The organism is Flavobacterium sp. ARAG 55.4 (assembly GCF_051846875.1).
GTDB lineage: Bacteria > Bacteroidota > Bacteroidia > Flavobacteriales > Flavobacteriaceae > Flavobacterium > Flavobacterium plantiphilum.
On the sequence record NZ_JBPYCT010000002.1, the window covers coordinates 406,704 to 429,430 of the forward strand.

Sequence of the window (22,727 nt, forward strand, 5' to 3'; positions counted from 1 at the left end):
GATAAATACTGATTTTATCTAAAAGATTTAAAAAATATAATTTGCGAATTTGCAGTAAAATAGTCTAAAGTTTTTTACAGATTAATTCGTGTATTCGTGGCTAAAAAAAGGTCTATTATGATATTCATTCTTTTAATTCCTTGAGATTTCTATCAAATTAGTTTTTCAATTAAGTGTTTTATTAACGCTTTTTCTTATGATTTAATCTGTTGTAAATTAATGGAGTTACTTAACTTAAGGATTCTTTGCTGTAGCTTTTGACTTTATTTTATTGTTAAAAGCTGTATTTTAACAGTGTAAAACCTCCGTTAAACGATTTTTTTAGTAATTTTATGTCAGATTTTTAGACCCCCTAAAAAATTGTGTTCACCTGATACATTTGGTATCGGGCCGGCTATATAATTTTTTAATATAGGGTTATGAATAAAAATTACTTTACCTCCTTTGTACCAATAAACTCGCTTAAAACCTGCTGTTTTTTATTGGTAATTTGTTTTTTACTTTCCGTTTCGATTGCTGCTCAAACAACAAAAACCTTAACGAGTTCCGGTACTCTTGAAATTCCTGCCGGTGTCACCAGTTTGTCCGTTCAGGCCTGGGGTGCCGGTGGAGGAGGAGGAGGTGCAGACAAACTAGTAGGTTTAGTTAGTCTTCTTGCTGCTGGTGGTGGTGGTGGTGGTGGTGCTTTTAATACAGGAAATGTGAATGTTGGTACAAGTCCTAATAATGTAAGAGTTAATTATGTTGTTGGTATTGGTGGTGCAGGAGAAATTTCACCTACAAATCGTAATGGCGCTCCTGGAGGGGCAAGTACTTTTCCATCATCTACTGTTCCTGCTTTTTTATATACATCAGTTGTTGCTAATGGTGGAACCGGAGGTAATAAAGGAGGAGTAAATTTGACAACATTAGTAGGTGATGGTGGTGCTGGCGGTGTAGGATTATATTCAGGTGGAAAGGGTAATTCGGCAAGTCTTCTGAACCTTGGTCTTACGTTAGTTAGTGGTGGTGGTGGTGGTGGTGCAGGATCTAATGGTAATGGATTAAATAGTACGAATGGAGTATTATCCAGAGCAGGTGGAGCAGGTGGAGCAGGAACATCAGTTGATGAAATGGGAGGTTCAGGTGCTGATGGTTTAGTGGGACAAATTAATGTATTAGGAGCTATAACACTTGGTGGTACTAGTAATGGTGAAGATGGTTTTGCCCCTGGTGGTGGTGGTGGTGGTGGTGCTATATTGTTGAATGTTCTAGGTTCTGGGATTAGAGGTGGAAAAGGTGGTGACGGTCAAATAAAAGTAACTTATACTTGTCCAACTTATAGCATTACAAGTTTAAGTGCTGATGCTGATTGCGAACAAAGCCGAACTATTACATTGCATTCCACGCCTGAAGGATTACCCATAGGGACATATACCGTAACTTATACCATTGATGGAGGGGTCGTGCCCCCACCTCCGGCTACAATGGTTGTTGGAACAGCCGGAACAGGAACTATTGAAGTTCAGGAGTTACGTACTGTAGGTGTAACTACAGTTACTATAACCCACCTTAGCTCTGTTGATTGTTCTACAGCAGTGAATGCTTCAATAATTTTTGACCGCCCTGCTGTACCTGTTCAAGGAACAATAACTCATCCAACATGTGCTGAGCCAACGGGAAGTGTGGAATTGAGCGGCTTGCCAGACGGTTCTTGGACTATTAATCCGGGAGAATATGCCGGAACAGGCTCTACAGCGACCATTTCAGGATTAGCTTCAGGAACACAAAGTTTTGTTGTTTCTAAGGGAGATTGTAGTTCTCAAACAGTTTCTGTTCCGTTTACGGTGGTTATTAATGATCCACCTCCTGTAAGAACCTGGGAAGATGGTGAATGGGATGAGGTTCCTACTCTGGAAAACAAAGTGATTTTTGCGAGTAATTATGATGAGGATGCCGATGTTCAGGCTTGTTCCTGTAAAGTGAATACAGGAGCATATGTGGTGTTTAAAACAGGTCGTTATTTGCAAATTAGGAATGAATTAGTGGTGGATGATGGAGGTTCATTGACATTTGAAAATAATGCAAGTTTAGTCCAGATGAATGATGCTGCTGTAAATTTGGATTCGGGAAATATTATTTATAAGCGTCATACCATGCCAGTAAAACGTTATGATTTTACTTATTGGTCATCACCGGTTGCGGGACAAATGATGAAAGCTTTATCTCCTCATACACTTTTTGATAAATATTACAGTTATGATCCTGTTATGGGGTGGGAAATAGAGTATAACGGAGGAGTACTTCCAATGGTGGCTGGGAATGGTTATATTATCAGAGCACCCCAAACCTTCAGCATTACAGATGCAGCTATTGATGCTAGTCCGGTTTTTGAAGGGAAACCAAATAATGGTGAATTTACAAAAAATATAGCCCGAAATCGCGTTCATTTGTTAGGGAATCCTTATCCTTCGGCTCTTGATGCTGATGCTTTTTTAACTGCTAATATGGATATTGATCCAGTGACTGGAGATAATAATGGTCCTCTGGATGGGACGCTGTATTTCTGGACTCATAACTCACCGCCAAGTGATAATGCTGATCCTTTTCTCGGAAATGATAACGCTCCTGCAAATGATCCTGCAATCTACAATTATACGACCAGTGATTATGCAGGTTATAATCTAACAGGCGGTGTAGGAACTGCGGCTACAGTTGATAGCGATGCTAATGATCCAAATGACAATAATAATTTAAGTGTTCCAACGGGGTTAATTGCAGCTGCACAGGGATTTTTTGCTCCGGCAAGTGCAACGGGGGGTGATATCGTATTTAATAACAGTATGCGCTTTACCATTAACGAAGAGGAGGAAGAAGAGGTAATGGATAATTCGCAGTTTTTTAAATTAGGAAAGTCAGGTAAATCAACTGTGAAAATCGAGAAGAATAGATTGTGGCTGAATTTGACAAATGCAGAAGGAGCTTTTAAGCAAACATTAATTGGTTACATTACTGGAGCGACTAATGATTATGAGGGAAGATTTGATGGGGTGAGTTATGATGGCAATCAATTTGTGGATTTTTATAGTGTAAACCAAGATGTGAATTTGGCTATTCAGGGGCGTGCGTTACCATTTCAGGAACAAGATTCGGTAGCATTGGGTTATAAATCAACTATTAAAGGCGATTTTAAAATCAGTATTGATCATAGTGATGGTGTTTTGGCTTCGCAAAAAGTATTCTTAGAAGACAAATTGTTAGCAGTGCTGCACGATTTAAAAGAGCCTTACTCGTTTACTACCGAAAAAGGAATTTTTAACAATCGTTTTATATTGCGTTATCAGGATAAAGATGCTTTGACAGAAGATGTTAGCGATATGGCTGTTGAAGGAGTTGTTATTTCGAATCAGAACAAAGTAATCACTATTAATACTTCAGATGAAATCATTAAAACTATTTACGTTTATGATTTTTCGGGAAGCTTGATCTATTCGGATACGGAAGTTAATTTAGAAACTGTAACTATTAGTAATATATCAGGAGTACATCAGGTTTTGATTGTAAAAGCAGTATTAGAAAATGGTAAAACAGCAGTGAAGAAAATAATCTATTAATGATTTTACATGCATAAAAAAATCCATTAGCATTAGACTAATGGATTTTTTTTGTATTCAAAAAGGTATTTATTTGCCTTTAATGGATGCTTCCACATTACGTTCAATAGTGTGTCCCGGACGAGACCATTTTGGTTTTTCGCCAAGAGGCGCAAATTGAGAATCGGCAGCTTCAACAGTTTGTGGCTGTGAAACTTTAGTAAATGGTTTTTGTGGATTTAAACCTAACATTTCAAACATTTTCATGTCTTCGTTTACATCAGGATTTGGTGTTGTTAGAAGTTTATCTCCCGCAAAAATAGAATTAGCGCCTGCAAAAAAGCACATTGCTTGTCCTTCACGACTCATATTTGTTCTTCCGGCTGAAAGGCGAACCTGAGTTTCCGGCATGACAATACGGGTAGTGGCTACCATTCGAATCATTTCCCATATTTCAACCGGTTTTTCTTCTTCCATTGGAGTTCCTTCCACAGCAACAAGTGCGTTAATAGGTACTGATTCAGGTTGTGGGTTTAAAGTAGAAAGAGCTACCAGCATTCCGGCACGGTCTTCAATACTTTCTCCCATACCGATAATTCCTCCGCTGCATACCGTAACATTTGTTTTACGAACATTTTCTATCGTTTCCAGACGGTCTTCAAAACCTCTGGTGGAAATAACATCTTTATAATATTCTTCAGAAGTATCTAAGTTGTGATTGTAGGCATATAAACCTGCTTCAGCTAATCGTTGTGCCTGATTTTCGGTAATCATACCGAGTGTACAACACACTTCCATATCAAGTTTATTGATAGTGCGTACCATTTCAAGAACCTGATCAAATTCGGGTCCGTCTTTCACGTTTCTCCAGGCTGCTCCCATACATACGCGGGAAGAACCTGTAGATTTTGCACGCAAAGCTTGTGCTTTAACCTGGCTCACACTCATTAAGTCATTTCCTTCAACGCCTGTATTATAGCGTGCTGCCTGAGGACAATAACCACAATCTTCAGGGCATCCACCTGTTTTAATGGATAATAATGTAGATACCTGAACCACATTTGGGTCGTGGTGTTCTCTATGAATAGAAGCTGCTTCAAAAAGCAAATCCATCATAGGTTTGTTATATATAGCAATAATTTCTTCTTTAGTCCAGTCGTGTTTTGTAATACTCATTGTATTGTATTTTTTGATGCGTCAAAAGTAGTCAAATTGTTCAAAATAGCAATGCAATAGCTTTAAAAAGGGATGGAGTACTACATCAGTCTGTTGAAAATTTATTGTTCCAATACAGCATTAGCAGGAGAGTTACAATTACTGACGAAGCGACTCCTTCAAATAATAATGAAATCGAGTAAGCATCGATAGAAGGATTTCCGCCAAAGAGAAACGTTTCTGACAGCGATTGTACAAAAGCATCACCACCTTGTAGATAACTGTAAATGACTAATGCAACAATGCTTAAGATGACACCAATTACAGCAGTAAACATGGCAGAAATGGCATTGGAAACAAACTGTTTGTTTCCTTCATTCAAATTTTGTTTAATGGTTCTGTTGACACCATAAAAAACAAATACTATGTTTAAAAACCTCAGGTAAAAATGATGAGACAGACCTAATAGTTCCATTAACAAAAAGTAAATACTTATAGCAATGAAAATAATAAGTCCGTTGATAATTTCTTTATTCAGTTTCATTTTATTTGAATTCAAATTGAAAATAAAAGAACCGAAAACTTAAATTTAAAGGATTTAAGTTTCTAGTCAGATGGGTATTTTCTTTTCCAGAATAATAATAATGAAAAGCTAACAATCATTACTGAAACAATTGCTTCAATAAGTAAGGAAAAAACATAAGTCATTACAGTAGCTTCTCCCGGATAAAGTAAAGTATAAGATAAACTTTCAATGAATTCATCACCTCCTTTGGAATAAATATAAGCTGTTAAACCAATAAGACTTAAAAAGATACCAATAAATCCTGTCACAAATGCTGAAATAGCATTTTTTCCAAAATTATTTTTTCCGTGTTTATAGTTAGACTCTAAGGTTTTATTGACTCCGTAATAAACAAACAGGATGTTTAATAATCTTAAATAAAATACATCAGTGAGTTGGAGTACTTCTATTAATGCAAAATAAAGAGCAATACCTATAAAAATAATTACTCCATTGTATAATTCTTTGGGCATTTTCATACGTTTAATTTTTAAAGTTAAAAAATTATTTGATAGTAATCTGGGCGTTGTCTATCAAATTTACGTAAAAAAGCAGGAATTATTTAATAAAATGAAAGGTTTTTTTACTTAAAATTTAAAGTCTTGCTATGTAGGAAAGTGTTTGTGTTTTGTCTTTCTCAATTTGTTCTTTTAATAAAGTAAGCGAATCAAATTTTTCCTCATTCCGAATCCTTTGGTGTATGGCTACTGTAATTTTTTGGTCATATAGATTACCCTCAAAATTTAAATAATGAATTTCCACAGACAATTGTTCTTCACCAACAGTAGGGTTAACACCTATGTTCATCATACCATAAACCGTTTGATTGTTAATCTCACTGGATATAATATAAACCCCTCTTGACGGAATAAGCTTGTAGTCTTCTTCGATTTCCAGATTAGCTGTTGGAAAACCAATTGTTCGTCCCAGTTGTTTGCCTTTACAAACTGTTCCGGTTAAGAAATACTGGTATCCCAAATATTTATTGGCTAAAACCATTTCGCCTTGCTGAATAGCGTTTCTGATTTTTGTAGAACTTACTGAAATAGCATTGATTTCCTGTGCAGATATTTGTTCTACTTCAAAGTTGTATTTTTCGCCAAATTCAATGAGATTATTGATGTCTGCGGTTCTGTTTCTTCCAAAACGATGATCGTAACCGATGATTATTTTGTGAATTTTAAATTGTTCTACAAGGACAGTTCTTACAAAATCTTCAGCTGTTAATCTCGAAAAAATTTCGTCAAAAGGATGTATAACAAGGTTTTGTATGCCTAGTTGTTCCAGAAGAACTATTTTCTCAGACATAGTATTTAGCAGTTTTATTTCTGAACGTTCCTGCAAAATCATTCTGGGATGTGGAAAAAATGTAAGTACCAGACTTTCATACTTGTCATCCCGGGTGTTCTGAATTACTTTTTCCAGTATTTTTTTATGCCCGATGTGTACTCCGTCAAAGGTGCCTAAAGTAAGGATTGTTTTTTTGGGAGAACTGAAATCTTTTATAGAATGAAAAATCTTCAAAGTAAATATTTTATAATAGTGCAAATTTATACTATCTAATTTAAATTTGATACTATGCTTATTCTATTTTTAAGGATTTATGCTCTTTGTCACAAAAAATGAAATTTAATTTAATTATTACGTTTGTTTTGTGTGTTAATTAAAATTAGAAGTTGAATATTTTCTGATTTAAATGCTTTATTTTTGAAACTTAAATTTAAGCTAATCATGAAGATAAATTATCTGTTCCTCTTTTTTTTATTGTGGTTTTCCGTTACTCAGGCTCAGGAAAAGGAAACGTGGACAAGAGTTAATTTGTCGGCTACAGAAAAATTACGCGGAAAATCAGATTCTAAACCTGCTGTTTTATTCCGATTAAATGAAGAGATTTTAAAAAGAAAACTGAAAACGGTACAGGATACAAAGTTTTCAAATGCTTCGACCGAAGTTACGATTCCGAATTCTAATGGTGAGTTGGAAAAATTTGTTATTCATGAAAATTCTAATTTCGAACCGGAACTTCAGGCAAAATATCCGGACATCAGGTCTTATTCTGGTGCAGGAATCACGGATGTTTCGGCCGTTTTAAACTTTAGTATGTCGCCATCAGGAATTCAAACGATGATTACCAGAAAAGGGAATCAGGTAGAGTTTATAGAAAAAGATACAACAAATAAAGATGTATATGTAGTTTTTAATTCTGAAAACAAAGATGAGGAAAAGCTGCCGTTTCGTTGTGCCACTGCTGATGAGTCCGGTTTAACTAAAAAAAATGCTCAGAATGCTAAGCTGGTTTCCAGTGACAAAAAATTTCGTACTCTGCGATTAGCGTTGTCTTGTACGGGAGAATATGCTGTTTATCATGGCGGTACCGTAAACGGAGCATTGGCAGCAATGAATGCCACTATGACAAGAGTAAATGCTGTTTTTACAAGGGATTTAGCGGTAAAATTACTTCTTATAGCTAATAATAATGCTGTGATTTATACAAATGCAGCGACTGATCCGTATTCTGCCGCAGAGGCAGGTGTTGGTAATGGAGATGCCGCCGGAGTCTGGAGTGGAGAGTTACAGAATAATTTAAATTCGGTTATTGGTAGTGCTAATTATGACATAGGACATTTGTTCGGAGCTACTGGTGGTGGTGGAAATGCAGGTTGTATTGGCTGTGTTTGCGAAGCAGCTAAAGGAAGCGCTTATACTTCTCCATCTAATGGCCGACCGGAAGGAGATAGTTTTGATATCGATTTTGTAGCTCACGAAATGGGTCATCAGTTGGGAGCTAATCATGTTTTTTCTTATGAAATAGAAGGTACGGGAGTGAGTGTCGAGCCTGGTAGTGGATCAACAATTATGGGATATGCCGGAATTACTACTGATTATGATGTAGAACAACGTTCGGATGATTATTTTTCGTTTGCAAGTATCAGCCAGATTCAAACTAATTTAACCTCTAAAACATGTCCTGTAATCACGACTATTATTGGAAATACACTAATAGTAAATGCTGGAGCCGATTATACAATTCCAAAAGAGACTGCGTTTATCTTAAAAGGCACTGGTAATTCTGCGGCAGGTGTTACTTATGCCTGGGAACAAAATGATTCAGCTACTTCTGCAGATGGTGATTTGAGTGTGGCTTCGGCTACTAAAACTAACGGACCGCTTTTTAGGTCTTATCCGCCGGTCAGTACTCCTATACGTTATATGCCTGTTTTTGAAAATGTCCTGGCAGGAAGATTAACCAGCAGATGGGAATCTGTGCCTGCAGTGGCTAGAACACTTCATTTTGTTTTAACGGCCAGAGACAACGCTGCAGAGGGTTTTGCACAAACGCTTTCAGATGAGATGGTAGTAAATGTTAATGCAGCAACTGGCCCTTTTGAAATTACGTCTCAAAATACAGATAATCTCAGTTGGTTTCAGAATACTGAAAAAATAATTGAATGGAATGTTAATGGAACCAATGCTTTGCCGGGTTCGTCAAAGGTTAATATAAAACTTTCAATTGATAACGGAGTTACTTTTCCTATTACGCTGGCTTCGGCTGTTGCTAACGATGGTTCTGAGACTATTACAGTTCCGGATGTTTCTTCTCAATTTTGCAGAATTTTGATTGAGCCAACGGAGAATATCTACTATGCTGTTAATAAAAAAACGTTTACCATAGGGTATGCTATTGAATCTGATTGTGAAACTTTTGCTGTTCCCGCAACTCCTTTTGCAATTCCGGAATCGGGTAGTTTTGCTACTAAGGTTATTACAGTGCCTGCGACGGATTCTTTTGTAACTGCTGTAACTGTAGAGATAGATATTTCTCATAACTATTTTTCAGATGTTCAGTTGGAATTAATGAGTCCAAAAGGCACTATAGTCAAATTATTTTATAATGGCTGCAGCAGTACTAACGGGCGTTTGTTATTGTATTATGATGACGTTGGTTCCGATTTATCTTGTGGAAATGCGAGTTTACAAACGGTAACTCCTTTAGGAGTTTTGGGAAATTTTAAAGGCGAAAATCCCACAGGAAACTGGACGCTGCGCTACAGGGACATTTTTACTAATGATACCGGAACGATAAATGCAGCATCGATTGCTGTTTGTACGCAACGATATACCCTGATTCCTTTTGACGAAATTAATAAGGATTTAATAGTGAGTTCTAAGAATAATGATGGCAATTTTAATGTAAAGTATATTAGTACTTCTTCCTCTGCTGAAATCAGGATTTTAGTCTTTGATACTACTGGGAAAAGATTATTTGATGATAAATATCCTAATAATGGTGATTTTAGTCAGGATATCCAACTGGATACCAAGCCAAAGGCAGGAGTTTATTTTGTACACATGATAGATGGAGGTGTGAAAAAAACAACTAAAATTATTATTAAGTAGTTTGTAATCAATTATAAAAAAGCAGGAAAACAAAATCTGTTTTCCTGCTTTTTTTATTTTCCGTTGAAAGCTGACATGGTCTTTTCTAAGCCTGCAGTTCCAAAAGATTTGATGATTTCGGCAGCTGTTTCCAATCGTTCAGGAAGCGTTTCGTTTTCGGCAGTACTCCATTCTCCTAAAACGTAATCTACTTGTTTTCCTTTTTTGAATTCGTCGCTGATTCCAAAACGGAAACGAGCGTATTCGGTTGTGTTTAGTACGGCCTGAATATTTTTCAAACCATTGTGTCCGCCATCGCTGCCTTTTTTTCTAATGCGGATAGTTCCGAAAGCAATGTTTAAGTCATCCGTAATTACTAATATATTCTCTAATGGAATTTTTTCTTTTTCCATCCAATATTGAACCGCTTTTCCACTTAAATTCATGTAGGTGTTGGGCTTTAAAAGTAAAAAAGTTCTTCCTTTGAATTTGTATTCAGCCAGAGATCCTAATTTTACGGTTTGAAAGTCAAGACTTTCTTTTTTGGCTAAAAAATCTAATACTTTAAAGCCGATATTGTGTCGTGTATTTACATATTCGGCGCCAATATTGCCTAATCCTACAATTAAATATTTTTTACTCACGCTTTTTATATTGTTTTCTGGGTGTTCGTGAACCTCCGGTTTCATGTTGTTGCTGTAATCTTCTTTTGCTGCTGTGGGAAACAGACTCTTTATCCATTGTAACATGCTGCAAAAATAGAGTAAAAAGAGAAAAGAATAAAGTGTGAGGACGAATTGTTTTTAATGCATAATATTCTTTTTTTAGCCCCGATGGGAGGGAAAATCCTTTTATTTTTTTCTTTAAAAAATAAAAGATTGGAAGGACAGCGGGACGGCTGTTGTTGTGTTACGGAATAGTTTGCTCCAAAAAAAAAGCACCAACCTTTCGATTGATGCTTTTAAGTATGATTGAAAAAAGATTATTTTTTCTTTCCTTTTGCTGGTGCTTTTGCAGCTTTTGCAGCTTCCTGAGCCGCTTTCATAGCAGCACGAGACATCTTCACCTGACAAATAACAGTGTTGTCCGGGTGCATGATTTTGAAATTTGGAGTAGGAACTTTAGTTACATATAACTTGTTACCCATGTCTAATGGAGTAATATCAGCTTCAACAAAATCAGGAAGATTTTTAGGTAAAGCTTTAACTTTTAATTTACGGTTGTTGATACGTAAATCTCCACCAGCCATAACTCCTTTAGAGTTACCAGTGATTTTTACAGGAACTTCAATAGTGATTTCTTTGTTATCATATAACTGGAAGAAGTCAATGTGTAAGATTCTGTCAGAAACTGGGTGAACCTGGATATCTTGTAAGATAGCGTTGAATGATTTTCCGTTACCCAATTCGATCACAACTGTGTGAGCGTTTGGAGTGTAAACCAAGTTTTTGAATGCTTTTTCTTCTGCTGAAAAATGAACTGGTTGATCTCCTCCGTATAACACGCAAGGAACCGCTCCAGCATTACGTAAGGCTTTAGTAGCTACTTTGCCCACGCTTTCTCTTTCTGATCCTTTAATTGTAATCGATTTCATTTTAAATATTTATATAGTTATTAATTAAACTCTTATTCAGTGACTAGTGACTAGTAACTAGTTATTAGCTACTATTTGACACTAATCAGGTGTTTTTTACATGATAAACTTTCCGCTGATGGAATTGTTGTTTTGTACCATGTGCATTACTTCAGCAAAAAGAGGCGCACAACTTACTACTCTGATTTTGTTTGAAGCTTTCTTTAATGGAATAGAATCTGTTACGATTAATTCGCTCAATTTAGATTCTTCTATTCTTTCGTATGCTTTACCAGATAAAATAGGATGTGTACAGATTGCTCTAACACTTAAGGCTCCTCTTTCTATCATTAGGTCAGCTGCTTTTGCTAATGTACCTCCGGTATCAATCATATCGTCAACCAGGATAACATTGCGTCCTTTTACATCACCAATTAATTCCATGGTGTCAATAACGTTAGCTTGTTTTCTTTGTTTGTAACAAATTACCACATCAGATTCTAAGAATTTAGAATAAGCATAAGCTCTTTTTGAGCCTCCCATGTCTGGAGAAGCAATTGTTAGGTTATCTAACTTAAGGCTTTCTACGTATGGTAAAAATATAGTAGAAGCAAAAAGATGATCTACTGGTTTTTCAAAGAATCCCTGGATTTGGTCAGCGTGTAAATCCATAGTCATAATTCTTGTTGCTCCTGCTGTTTCCAGCATTTTAGCTATTAACTTAGCTCCAATTGGGACTCTGGGTTTGTCTTTTCTGTCTTGTCTTGCCCAACCAAAATAAGGCATAACAGCAGTTATATGTCTTGCTGAAGCGCGTTTAGCAGCATCAATCATCAATAATAACTCCATTAAATTATCCGTATTAGGGAAAGTAGAGCAAACAATAAAAACACGTAATCCTCTGATTGACTCTTCGTAAGACGGTTGAAATTCTCCATCACTATAATGTGACATAGATACTTTACCTAATGGAATTCCGTATGCTTCGGAAATTTTTTCAGCTAGATAGACACTTTGTGAACAAGCAAAAATTTTAGCTTCTGGTTCTTTTTGTGACATTTATTTTGTTGTTTTTATTCCGCTACACTCAATTACAATCTTGTTTTGTCTTTTTTTAAAAGACAGAATGTGTTTAAATGCCTCGGATGGAGTTAGTTAGTATATGCTGTTTTAACGAGCTGCAAATTTAGAAAATTAATTTGACTGTGAAAGTAAAAAATTAAGATTTTTTCTTAGAATGTTTAAGAATATTTTTTACATTTGCACCGTGTTAAAGAAAAGATATTTTGTCTTTTCTTTTTAAAAGCCCAGGTGGCGGAATTGGTAGACGCGCTGGTCTCAAACACCAGTTCTTAGGAGTACCGGTTCGATCCCGGTCCTGGGTACAAAAGCCCCTTCGAAAGAAGGGGCTTTTTTTATGCTTATTATTTTCTTTTTTGAAACAAATCTCATTCCTTTCTATATTTATTTTATCTACACTCCTTGTTTTTGAGTTTTTATTAGTCGATAAGTTTTGAAATATGTTGATAAAGGTGAGTCCGTCTGGGTTTAAAACGAAGTATTAAAATGTTAAGGATAATAATATATTTTTAACGAGAGCTTTGGAAATCTGCTTAAATTGCAAACATATTTCTGAAAATTACCAAACCAATACCAAAAAACCTTATGAGGGATTATTTAAAAAAAAACAATTTGCTGTTTTTCTCTTTTTTAATTGCAATCAATATATCCTATTCGCAATCTAAAAAAATAGAGAAAGATTCGCCAGAAAAAGTTCGTGAATTCTTTGTGTCCTCATTAATTACTATTGGCGATCCTGTTTTAGAGGCGCTGAGTAAAAATGAATTAAAAAAGAACATGCCTGTAGAACGATCACCTGATGCATGGGATAATAGAAAACATGTGACTTATTTAGAGGCATTTGGTCGATTGTTATCAGGAATGGCGCCTTGGTTAGAATTAGGTCCTGATACAACAGCTGAAGGAAAATTAAGAGCTAAGTATATTGATTTAGCGCAAAAATCCATTCACAATGCAACTGACCCTGCTTCTCCGGACTTCATGAATTTTGTAGTAGACAGGCAGCCATTGGTAGATGCTGCTTTTTTGGCGCAAGCCTTACTTAGGGCGCCAAAACAATTGTGGGAGCCACTGGATGTTACCACTAAAGAAAATGTGATAAAAGCTTTTAAGTCGTCTAGAAAAATAGAGCCATATCATAGTAATTGGCTTCTTTTTGCCAGTATGGTAGAAGCTGCAATACTTAAGTTTGATAAAGGCGAAGACCAAAAACGATTAATGTATGCCTTAGATGAACATAAAAAATGGTATTTAGGAGATGGAATGTATGGTGATGGTCCCGATTTTCATTGGGATTATTACAATAGTTTTGTAATTCATCCTATGCAATTGGATATTTTAAAAACACTCAACGAAAACGAGGCTAATTTTAAAGCCGATTTTAAAACTGAATTGGATAGAGCCAGGCGTTATGCGGCTATTCAGGAACGATTAATTTCTCCTGATGGTACTTATCCTCCTATCGGTAGGTCGTTAGCGTATCGTTTTGGGGCTTTTCAGTTATTGTCGCAAATTGCTCTTTGGAAAGAATTACCTAAGGAAGTAGCTCCTGCTCAAGTGCGTTCGGCTCTATATACCATGATTCAGAATCAATTGAAAGCGCCGGGAACTTTTGATAAAAACGGTTGGCTTCAGATTGGATTGTATGGTCATCAACCTAACATTGGTGAAGGTTATATTTCAACGGGAAGTTTATACTTGTGTTCAGAAGCCTTTTTAGTACTTGGTTTACCGGCTACAGATGCATTTTGGAGTGACAAATACGAACCTTGGACCCAAAAGAAAATTTGGTCAGGACAGGTTATTCCAATTGATCATGCTTCAAAATAAATAAAAACTAAATCAACGTTATAATTATGAATTTTAAAAACTCATTTTTTATCCTAATGACATCTTTTTCGTTGATGATTGTTAGTTGTAAAAGCAGCGCTGTTAAGAAAGAAAATGCTATAAAAGAATCTAAAAAAGAAGTTCTTGCTATTATTGATAAAGTAAACAGCCGTTGGCAAGATACACATCCTGAATTGGGTAATGCTTTTTGGAATGTTGCGGCTTATCATACGGGGAATATGGAAGCGTATAAGGTTACTAAAAACAAAAAGTTCTTGGATTATTCTTTGGCTTGGGCTGAAAAAAATCAGTGGATGGGAGCCAAATCAACTAATAAATCGGAATGGAAATACAATTATGGGGAAAATGACAAGCATGTGTTGTTCGGTGATTGGCAAATATGTTTTCAGACCTATATTGACTTGTATAATTTTACAGAGAAAAAAGATCCTCAAATGATTGCCAGAGCTCGTGAAGTTATGGAATACCAAATGAGTACTGCTGCTAATGATTATTGGTGGTGGGTAGATGGCTTATATATGGTTATGCCTGTTATGACTAAGTTGTATAAAGTTACGGGAAATGAATTGTATCTGGAAAAATTGCATGAATATTTAACTTATTCAAACTCTATTATGTATGACGATGAAGAGAAATTGTATTTTAGAGATGCAAAATATATTTATCCAAAACACAAAAGTGCCAACGGTAAAAAAGATTTCTGGGCAAGAGGAGATGGATGGATTTTTGCGGGTTATGCTAAGATTATTCAAGACTTACCTGATAGTGCTAAACACAAACAAGAATATATCAGCCGTTTTAAAGATATGGCTAAGTCATTAGCTGCAGCCCAACAAAAAGAAGGCTATTGGACCAGAAGTATTTTAGATCCGGAACATGCTCCGGGACCGGAAACCAGCGGAACTGCTTTTTTTACCTATGGATTTTTATGGGGAATTAATAATGGCATTTTAGATAAAGAAACCTACTTGCCAGTAGTGGAGAAATCTTGGAATTACTTGACTCATTTTGCACTTCAGGCTGATGGTACTGTAGGTTATGTTCAACCTATTGGTGAAAAAGCTATTCCAGGGCAAGTAGTCGATAAAAATTCCACCGCTGATTTTGGAGTAGGAGCATTTTTATTAGCAACTTCTGAGATGTATCGTTTTGTGAAATGATTTGAATAATAGATTTTATAAAGTCATAAAAAGCTACTGTTTTTTAAAAAAAAAGCACTAGCTTTTTTTTAAATTTATGTTTACTTTTTTTGTTATGAATTTTGTTTTATCCCTTTATATATGCTAAATACAGCCTATAGTAATTGTGGCTAGATTTATAATTAAATATATGTTAAAATATTAAGTGGTAGCTTTATGCTTTACTTATGTTTTGCAACTAACAAAACAGTATATTCTGTTAGTCAAAAGATTCTTCCATTTCAGCAGCCTCATTATTTATTAGTTAATCTGGCTGTAGGGGCACTAATGGAGGTAATTATACTAGTACAAGTTTACCTTCAAAATACATAATAGATTATATCAGGGTTTATCAGAAAAAACAATCCAAGTAATACATTCAGTAGTTTCAAATCTCGAATTATTCTTTTATTTTGAATCAGAAGTATTTTTTTTTATTTATGAAAATAATAAGCTGATAGTAAGTTGGTTAATGTGGATTCTGATAATGGTTGTTTAGCCAGAGTGTTTGGATGTAATAATAAAAGGAATAAATTCGAATTCATTCGTGTTTTTTATCCGGCCGTTTTTATTCTAAAAAACTGGTAGGGGCTGGTATTGAAAACTAGATTAATTACATAGATTTGAATTTTCATGATTAGAAAAAAACAAAATTACAAATTGTACAGTGATGAAAAACATACCATTTGTAACGGCCTTATTTTTGCTTGGCTTGTTAACTGTGAATTGTATTTCGGCTCAGACGAAAGTGAAGAATACATGGAAAGGATTCTGTCAACTGATAAAAATATATAAAAAAACCATTTGAAGATGAATAAATCAAGTCTTTTGTTTCTGACTGTTTTTTTAAGTACTTTTTTGTTTGCACAAAAGAAGGAAAGCAATAGAGAGGTATTTCAAATTACAAATCCGGATTATAAATTGAGTCCTTATACCGGAATGACCAAACAACACTGGAGAGATGCTGCCTTATATTTACTGGAAGGTGCGTTTACATATATTCATACACTGGATGACCCAATGAAATTTCCTAAACAGCAAGGAAAAAGTTATCCAATAAATGAAAGTCAGATTCCGACAGAAAAATTAGAAGGACTTTGCAGAACCTTATTCATTGCTGCTCCCTTATTAAAAGAAAATCCGGATTTGGTTATCAACAACATACAAGTAGCCGATTATTACAGACATCAGATAGGGGAATTGACAAATCCCTCAAGTCCTTCTTATATTGAATCACGACCTAAAAATGGAGGCCCAAATCAAAAATTAGTTGAATTTGGAGCATTAGCAGTTTCGATGATGATTAATCCGGAGGTTTTATGGAAACCTATGCCTCAAAATCAAAAAGATGCATTAGCCAAAATAATGCTCAGTTACGGAGATGGACCTACGGTAGATTCGAACTGGAAATTCTTTAATGTTTTTGTGCTGAGTTTTTTTAAAGAACAAGGTTATGAGGTTAACGAAAAACTGCTGGTTGAATATCTGGAAAAATCACTGAAACATTATAGAGGAAACGGCTGGTATAATGACAGCCCTGCTTATGATTACTACAGCATGTGGGCTTTTCAGATGTATGGAATGATTTGGTCGGAGTATTTTGGTAAAAAAAATTATCCTGAAATAGCAGCTCAATTTGAGCAAAATTTTAGCGATTTAAAAAGTAATTATCCTAATCTTTTTAGTAAAAACGGAGAAATGATTATGTGGGGACGAAGCATTAGTTATAGAACCGGTTCGATTATTCCTTTTCCGCTAATGGGATTTCAAAATGACCCTAATACTAATTTTGGCTGGATGCGTCGTATCGCATCAGGAGTGATTAAACAATTTTTTACGCATCCCGATTTTATGAAAGATAGAGTTCCTACTTTGGGTTTTTATGGAGCTTTCGAACCTGCCGTTCAAATTTACAGTTGCCGTGGTAGTGTTTATTGGATGGGGAAAGCCTTTTTAGGCTTACTGGTTCCGGATAATAATCCGTTTTGGAATGCTAAAGAAAATAATGGTAATTGGGATACCCAATTTAAAAAAGACAAAGTTTACAACCAATATCAGGGAGATTCTCAAATTCTTATTACCGATTATCCGAATATAGGCGCTTCTGAAGTGAGAGCCTGGTGCCATGAAAAGGTAAAAAACGATTGGCAAAAATTCCGTTCTACTGAAAATTACAACCGATTATCTTATAACAGCGCATTTCCCTGGCAAGCCGATGGTGAAAATGGTGAAGTGGCGATGAATTATTTGGTTAAAAATAAAGTGGATAAATGGGAAGCCTTTCGATTATTCACTTTTAAAAATTTTGAAAACGGAATTTACCATCGCGAGGTGGTTTTAGAAACCGATGAAAATATTAAGTTTAGCTTGGCTGATATTCCTCTTGCCAATGGGATTTTGAGAGTCGATAAAAACAATTCGGATAAAGCCATTTCAATGCGTTTAGGGCATTATGCTTTGCCTGAACTTGATAAAGAGATTATGGTTACTAAAAAGAAAATAAAAAATTACGAAGTAACTATTATTGATAATGGTAAATACCAATTAGCGATGATTCCAATCTTAGGATGGGAAAAATCAGAAGTTGTAAATGCTCAGGGATTGCACCCTGAAAGTAACAAGAGTGCCGTAATTGATGTAATAGCGCATACTAATCCGGAAAAAGAAGGCTCAGGTATTTATGCAACTCTAATGCTGTGGAAAAAATCAGGAGAAAAATGGAATTCAAAGGAACTAATTCCTGTAAAAAACATACAGCAAAGTGATAAAAGCATCACTATTGATTTTTACAAAGGAAATGCAAAACATATCAGTTTTGATTAATTCTTTGGGATAAGATAATATCAGTTGATTTTTTCAATCTAGTGGCTTTATTTGAAAAACTGGTAGGTACTGGTATATACAATTGAGGTTTATTTCTATTTTTGCTCAACCAACTTAAATAAAAATAAAACCAATTCCTATGTCTGCTTCTGATAATAATTTAAATTATTCCAATACTACTGTTAATACTTTTTATGTGTTAACCAATAAAAATGGAGCGCAACTTACCGTAATTCCTTTTGGAGCTACTGTTACTTCATTAAAAATTCCAATCACAAATGGAGAATTGATTGATGTGGTTTTAGGATTCGATAGTGTAGAAGGTTATGAGAAATCATTTCAATTAGATGGTTCACCTTATATGGGGGCTACCGTGGGGCGTTATGCCGGGAGAATTAAAGATGGAAAATTCGAATTAAACGGTAAAAAATATCAACTAGCAATCAATAACGGAGCTAATTCATTACACGGAGGAATAGAAAATTTCAGTAAAAAAAACTGGGAAGTTGATGCGGTAAATACGGGCAAAAACCCATCAATTACGTTGAGTTATGTCAGTGTTGCTAACGAAGAAAATTATCCGGGTGAGCTTTCAGTAAGTTTAACTTATACTTTGACTGAAGAAAACGAATTGATTCTGGATTACAAAGCTACAACTACCGAAAATACCATTATCAATTTAACACACCATAGTTATTTCAATCTGGAGGGACACCAATCGGATGTTTTGAATCAGGATTTGGTTGTTCACGCTCAAAAAGTAGTTGAAACCAGAGAAGACGGTATTCCTACAGGAACTATGCTGGAGGTGGCTAATACGGTTTTTGATTATCGAACAGCTAAAAAATGTCCTCAAAATATCGATAACACTTTTGTAGTGGAGAATAATGATGAGGTAAAAGCAACTCTTTTTAGTCCAAAAACTAATTTAAAAATGGATGTTTATACCGATCAGCCTGGAGTTCATATTTATGTGGGCGGAAATTGCGGTTCTGATTTAAAAGGGAAAGAAAATGCAGCTTACCACGCTTTAAGCGGAATTTGTTTTGAAACACAAAATTTCCCTGACGCACCAAATCACGCCAATTTTCCAAATGCTGTTTTGAAAAAAGGCGATGTTTACACTCAAAAAACTATCTATAAATTCGAATCATTATAATACACGATTTTAATAAATTTAATACTATTCCAATTTCTAACTAATGAATGATATTTTAATAAACAAAACAACCAGCTCTTTTAAGGAAACTTTTGGTGCTGAACCCGCTAAAATAGTAATTTCTCCGGGAAGAATAAACATCATTGGAGAGCATATTGATTACAATGACGGTTATGTTTTGCCGGCAGCCATTGATAAAGTAATTTGTTTTGCTTTTGCAAAAAACAATACGAATACTTCCAGAGTGATTGCTTTAGACCTGAATGATGAGTTTGAAATTGATGTTACGGCTGAGGTAAAATTAGACGATAATTCCTGGACAAATTATATCAGAGGAGTAATTAATCAGTTAAAAATCAACGGATTTCAATTTGAAGGTGTAAACTGTGTTTTCAGCAGTAATATTCCTGTTGGTTCTGGGTTATCTTCTTCGGCAGCCTTAGAATGTGGATTTTTATTTGGAATAAACGATTTATTCAATTTGAATATCAAACCTATTGATATTGCTTTATTAGGACAAAAAGCAGAGCATTGGGTGGGAATTAAATGCGGAATTATGGATCAGTTCTCAAGTGTAATGGGACAGGAGGACAAAGTGATTAAGATTGATTGCCGTACTTTAGAGTATACCTATCACGATGCTGATTTTAGCGATTATTCATTGATTTTATTTGATTCAAATGTAAAACACTCGTTAATGACTTCGGCTTATAACGAAAGAAGACAGCAATGTGAGGAAGGAATTGCTATTGTAAAAGCAAATTTCCCAGAAATAAAAAGCTTTAGGGATTGTACTGAACAAACAATTATCGATTTAAAAGACAAAATGAGTCATGACGTTTTTAGACGTTCTCTTTTTGTGGTAAAGGAAATCAATCGTGTAATTCAGGCTTGTGAAGCTTTGGATAACGGAAATATTGAATTCTTAGGCGAATTGATGTTTGCTACTCACGAAGGATTGTCTAAAGATTACGAAGTAAGCTGTGAAGAGTTGGATTTATTAGTAGATTTGGCTAAAGAAGAAACAGCAGTTATTGGTTCAAGATTAATGGGCGGCGGTTTTGGAGGCTGTACAATTAATCTGGTGAAGAAAGGACAAGAGCAACAAATTAAAGATAAATTCTCAAAATTATATAACGATTCTTTCGGAATCGAATTGAAAATTTACGACGTGAAAGTAAGTAACGGAACATCACTATATACTAAATAATGACTATGAGACAGTTTGATATTAATGAAGATCCGCATAGAAGATTTAATCCTTTAATAAACGAATGGGTTTTAGTTTCTCCACACCGTGCTAAGAGACCTTGGCAAGGACAAAAAGAAGCAGTAAATACTATTGCGTTACCAAAATACGACCCGGAATGCTATTTATGTGCTGGAAATGTTCGTGCTAATGGTGAAGTAAATCCAGCTTATGAAAGCAGTTTTGTTTTTGAAAATGACTTTGCAGCCTTAAAACAGGAGGAGATTACTTTTGATGGAAATGAAGAAGGAAGTTTTTTTAAAGCGCAACCGGAAAGAGGAATTTCAAGAGTAGTATGTTTTTCACCAAGACATGATTTGACTTTGCCGGAAATGGAAGTAGATGGTATCGTAAATATTATCCATACCTGGCAAAAAGAATACACTACTTTAGGAAGTGTAGATTACATTAATCACGTACAGATTTTTGAGAACAAAGGAAGTGTAATGGGATGTAGTAATCCGCATCCACACGGACAAATCTGGGCGCAATCTTCATTGCCAACTCAGGTTCAAAAAACACAGGATAGTTTAAAAGCTTATTTCGATAAAAACGGAACCAATCTTTTACAGGATTATTTGCAACAAGAATTATTGAAAAAAGAGCGTGTGGTTGTTGAGAACGATCACTTTGCAGCTATTGTTCCTTTTTGGGCAATCTGGCCTTTTGAAACGATGATTATCAGCAAACGTCATATTACTAAAATCACTGATTTTACTGAAGATGAAGTGATTGCTTTTGCTGAAGTTTTGAAAAAACTGACGACAAAGTACGATAATCTTTTCGAAACTTCATTCCCTTATTCATCCGGAATTCATCAGGCACCAACAGACGGTGAGGAGCATCCGGAATGGCAATTTCACATGCATTTTTATCCGCCATTGTTGCGTTCGGCTTCCGTAAAAAAATTCATGGTAGGTTATGAAATGATGGGAGAATCACAAAGAGATATTACACCTGAGAAAAGTGCTGAAATGTTGCGAAATTTATCTGATGTACATTACAAACAAAAATAAAATTTAAAAGATATGAAAATACTAGTAACGGGAGGTTTGGGTTTCATAGGTTCGCATACGGTAGTAGAATTACAAAATGAAGGTTTTGAAGTGATTGTGATTGATAATTTATCCAATTCGTCGGAAGATGTTTTAAAAGGTATCGAAGCTATAACAGGTAAAAAACCACTTTTTGAAAAACTGGATTTAAGAGAAAAAGCATCGGTCCAGGATTTCTTCAAAAAACATGCTGATGTAAGTGGAGTGATTCATTTTGCGGCTTCCAAAGCAGTAGGAGAAAGTGTAGGGAATCCATTGTTGTATTACGAGAACAACATCAGTGCCCTTGTATATATATTGCAAGAATTGGAGAAAAAGGAAAATGCTAATTTTATTTTTAGTTCTTCCTGTACAGTTTATGGTCAGGCGGAAACAATGCCTATTAATGAAGATTCAGCAGTTCAGCCAGCGATGTCTCCTTATGGAAACACGAAACAAATAGGGGAAGAAATTATTAGTGATGTAGCTAAAATAAGTGGAATCAACGCTATTTTATTACGTTATTTTAATCCAATTGGAGCACATCCATCGATTGAAATAGGTGAATTACCAATAGGTGTTCCCCAAAATTTAGTGCCATTTATTACACAAACCGGAATTGGCTTGCGTAAAGAATTACTGGTTTACGGAAATAACTATCCAACACCAGACGGAACCTGTATCCGCGATTATATTCATGTAGTCGATTTAGCTAAGGCGCACGTAGTGGCTTTGCAACGTTTATTAAATAAAAAGAACGTTGAAAAAGTAGAAACTTTTAACCTTGGCACCGGAGTAGGAAGTTCTGTTTTAGAAGTAATCAATGCTTTCGAAAAAGTAAGCGGTCAAAAATTAGCTTACCAAATTGTTGACAGAAGAGAAGGTGATGTGACTTTAGCTTACGCTGATACTACTAAAGCAAATGAAGTGCTTGGGTGGAAAACACAATCTACTTTGGAACAAGCCATGGAAAGCGCCTGGAAATGGGAACAAAAAATAAGAAGCTAATGCTTAAACCAATTACTAATTTAAATAATTTCTTATGAGCTCAAGTCTCGAATTTGCAGATTATGCAGTATTTATAATCTATTTTTTAATTGTATCGATTTAC

General features: G+C 35.3%; 16 protein-coding genes and 1 tRNA gene. 10 read left to right on the forward strand and 7 right to left on the reverse strand.

Going from position 1 to position 22,727, the window contains the following annotated elements; genetic code table 11:
* Positions 1 to 419 precede the first annotated feature (419 nt).
* Positions 420 to 3,593, forward strand: coding sequence for a T9SS sorting signal type C domain-containing protein (locus ACSV4D_RS03895; protein WP_439227225.1), 3,174 nt, complete (start codon positions 420 to 422; stop codon positions 3,591 to 3,593).
* A gap of 69 nt (positions 3,594 to 3,662) precedes the next feature.
* On the opposite strand, the gene bioB is transcribed toward ACSV4D_RS03895, so the two are convergent.
* The 4 genes from bioB to ACSV4D_RS03915 all read right to left on the reverse strand — a co-directional run bounded on the left by bioB (position 3,663) and on the right by ACSV4D_RS03915 (position 6,816).
* Positions 3,663 to 4,748, reverse strand: a complete 1,086-nt coding sequence (gene bioB, locus ACSV4D_RS03900) for a biotin synthase BioB (protein ID WP_408080696.1) — start codon at positions 4,746 to 4,748, stop codon at positions 3,663 to 3,665.
* Between the two features lie 85 nt (positions 4,749 to 4,833).
* Positions 4,834 to 5,271, reverse strand: a complete 438-nt coding sequence (locus ACSV4D_RS03905; RefSeq protein ID WP_408080698.1) for a hypothetical protein — start codon at positions 5,269 to 5,271, stop codon at positions 4,834 to 4,836.
* 62 nt (positions 5,272 to 5,333) lie between these two features.
* Positions 5,334 to 5,771, reverse strand: coding sequence for a hypothetical protein (locus tag ACSV4D_RS03910; protein ID WP_439227226.1), 438 nt, complete (start codon positions 5,769 to 5,771; stop codon positions 5,334 to 5,336).
* Positions 5,772 to 5,886: 115 nt separating this feature from the next.
* Entirely contained in the window at positions 5,887 to 6,816 is a 930-nt protein-coding gene (locus ACSV4D_RS03915) for a bifunctional riboflavin kinase/FAD synthetase (RefSeq protein WP_439227227.1), read from the reverse strand.
* Positions 6,817 to 7,023: 207 nt separating this feature from the next.
* On the opposite strand from ACSV4D_RS03915, the gene ACSV4D_RS03920 reads away from it, so the two are divergent.
* Positions 7,024 to 9,690 carry a reprolysin-like metallopeptidase gene (locus ACSV4D_RS03920; RefSeq protein ID WP_439227228.1) on the forward strand — a complete coding sequence of 889 codons (2,667 nt, stop codon included), beginning with the start codon at positions 7,024 to 7,026 and terminating at the stop codon, positions 9,688 to 9,690.
* A 53-nt stretch (positions 9,691 to 9,743) separates the two neighbouring features.
* On the opposite strand, the gene pth is transcribed toward ACSV4D_RS03920, so the two are convergent.
* From pth to ACSV4D_RS03935, 3 genes are all read right to left on the reverse strand, one after another.
* Positions 9,744 to 10,418 carry an aminoacyl-tRNA hydrolase gene (gene pth / locus ACSV4D_RS03925; protein WP_439227229.1) on the reverse strand — a complete coding sequence of 225 codons (675 nt, stop codon included), beginning with the start codon at positions 10,416 to 10,418 and terminating at the stop codon, positions 9,744 to 9,746.
* Positions 10,419 to 10,651: 233 nt separating this feature from the next.
* Positions 10,652 to 11,263 carry a 50S ribosomal protein L25/general stress protein Ctc gene (locus ACSV4D_RS03930; RefSeq protein WP_408080708.1) on the reverse strand — a complete coding sequence of 204 codons (612 nt, stop codon included), beginning with the start codon at positions 11,261 to 11,263 and terminating at the stop codon, positions 10,652 to 10,654.
* A 96-nt stretch (positions 11,264 to 11,359) separates the two neighbouring features.
* Entirely contained in the window at positions 11,360 to 12,301 is a 942-nt protein-coding gene (locus ACSV4D_RS03935) for a ribose-phosphate pyrophosphokinase (protein WP_408080710.1), read from the reverse strand.
* Between the two features lie 246 nt (positions 12,302 to 12,547).
* On the opposite strand from ACSV4D_RS03935, the gene ACSV4D_RS03940 reads away from it, so the two are divergent.
* From ACSV4D_RS03940 to galE, 8 genes are all read left to right on the forward strand, one after another.
* Positions 12,548 to 12,627, forward strand: a tRNA-Leu gene (locus ACSV4D_RS03940).
* Positions 12,628 to 12,907: 280 nt separating this feature from the next.
* Entirely contained in the window at positions 12,908 to 14,152 is a 1,245-nt protein-coding gene (locus tag ACSV4D_RS03945; protein ID WP_439227230.1) for a DUF2264 domain-containing protein, read from the forward strand.
* Positions 14,153 to 14,178: 26 nt separating this feature from the next.
* Positions 14,179 to 15,333: a glycoside hydrolase family 88/105 protein gene (locus ACSV4D_RS03950; protein ID WP_439227231.1), complete on the forward strand. Its 1,155-nt coding sequence runs from the start codon at positions 14,179 to 14,181 to the stop codon at positions 15,331 to 15,333.
* 828 nt (positions 15,334 to 16,161) lie between these two features.
* On the forward strand, positions 16,162 to 18,174 hold the full coding sequence (locus tag ACSV4D_RS03955) for a DUF2264 domain-containing protein (RefSeq protein ID WP_439227232.1): 2,013 nt from the start codon (positions 16,162 to 16,164) through the stop codon (positions 18,172 to 18,174).
* A gap of 139 nt (positions 18,175 to 18,313) precedes the next feature.
* Positions 18,314 to 19,333: an aldose epimerase family protein gene (locus tag ACSV4D_RS03960; RefSeq protein WP_439227233.1), complete on the forward strand. Its 1,020-nt coding sequence runs from the start codon at positions 18,314 to 18,316 to the stop codon at positions 19,331 to 19,333.
* A 43-nt stretch (positions 19,334 to 19,376) separates the two neighbouring features.
* Positions 19,377 to 20,543: a galactokinase gene (gene galK, locus ACSV4D_RS03965; protein ID WP_439227234.1), complete on the forward strand. Its 1,167-nt coding sequence runs from the start codon at positions 19,377 to 19,379 to the stop codon at positions 20,541 to 20,543.
* 5 nt (positions 20,544 to 20,548) lie between these two features.
* Positions 20,549 to 21,598, forward strand: a complete 1,050-nt coding sequence (locus tag ACSV4D_RS03970; protein WP_439227235.1) for a UDP-glucose--hexose-1-phosphate uridylyltransferase — start codon at positions 20,549 to 20,551, stop codon at positions 21,596 to 21,598.
* A gap of 12 nt (positions 21,599 to 21,610) precedes the next feature.
* Positions 21,611 to 22,624, forward strand: a complete 1,014-nt coding sequence (galE, locus tag ACSV4D_RS03975) for a UDP-glucose 4-epimerase GalE (RefSeq protein ID WP_439227236.1) — start codon at positions 21,611 to 21,613, stop codon at positions 22,622 to 22,624.
* Positions 22,625 to 22,727: the final 103 nt, after the last annotated feature.

Coding starts and splice junctions, on each gene's coding strand:
- bioB (WP_408080696.1), bottom strand. CDS start 4,748: ATGAGTATTACAAAACACGACTGGACTAAAGAAGAAATTATTGCTATA.
- galK (WP_439227234.1), top strand. CDS start 19,377: ATGAATGATATTTTAATAAACAAAACAACCAGCTCTTTTAAGGAAACT.
- ACSV4D_RS03935 (WP_408080710.1), bottom strand. CDS start 12,301: ATGTCACAAAAAGAACCAGAAGCTAAAATTTTTGCTTGTTCACAAAGT.
- ACSV4D_RS03950 (WP_439227231.1), top strand. CDS start 14,179: ATGAATTTTAAAAACTCATTTTTTATCCTAATGACATCTTTTTCGTTG.
- ACSV4D_RS03910 (WP_439227226.1), bottom strand. CDS start 5,771: ATGAAAATGCCCAAAGAATTATACAATGGAGTAATTATTTTTATAGGT.
- ACSV4D_RS03905 (WP_408080698.1), bottom strand. CDS start 5,271: ATGAAACTGAATAAAGAAATTATCAACGGACTTATTATTTTCATTGCT.
- galE (WP_439227236.1), top strand. CDS start 21,611: ATGAAAATACTAGTAACGGGAGGTTTGGGTTTCATAGGTTCGCATACG.
- ACSV4D_RS03945 (WP_439227230.1), top strand. CDS start 12,908: ATGAGGGATTATTTAAAAAAAAACAATTTGCTGTTTTTCTCTTTTTTA.
- pth (WP_439227229.1), bottom strand. CDS start 10,418: ATGTTACAATGGATAAAGAGTCTGTTTCCCACAGCAGCAAAAGAAGAT.
- ACSV4D_RS03970 (WP_439227235.1), top strand. CDS start 20,549: ATGAGACAGTTTGATATTAATGAAGATCCGCATAGAAGATTTAATCCT.
- ACSV4D_RS03895 (WP_439227225.1), top strand. CDS start 420: ATGAATAAAAATTACTTTACCTCCTTTGTACCAATAAACTCGCTTAAA.
- ACSV4D_RS03920 (WP_439227228.1), top strand. CDS start 7,024: ATGAAGATAAATTATCTGTTCCTCTTTTTTTTATTGTGGTTTTCCGTT.
- ACSV4D_RS03930 (WP_408080708.1), bottom strand. CDS start 11,263: ATGAAATCGATTACAATTAAAGGATCAGAAAGAGAAAGCGTGGGCAAA.
- ACSV4D_RS03955 (WP_439227232.1), top strand. CDS start 16,162: ATGAATAAATCAAGTCTTTTGTTTCTGACTGTTTTTTTAAGTACTTTT.
- ACSV4D_RS03960 (WP_439227233.1), top strand. CDS start 18,314: ATGTCTGCTTCTGATAATAATTTAAATTATTCCAATACTACTGTTAAT.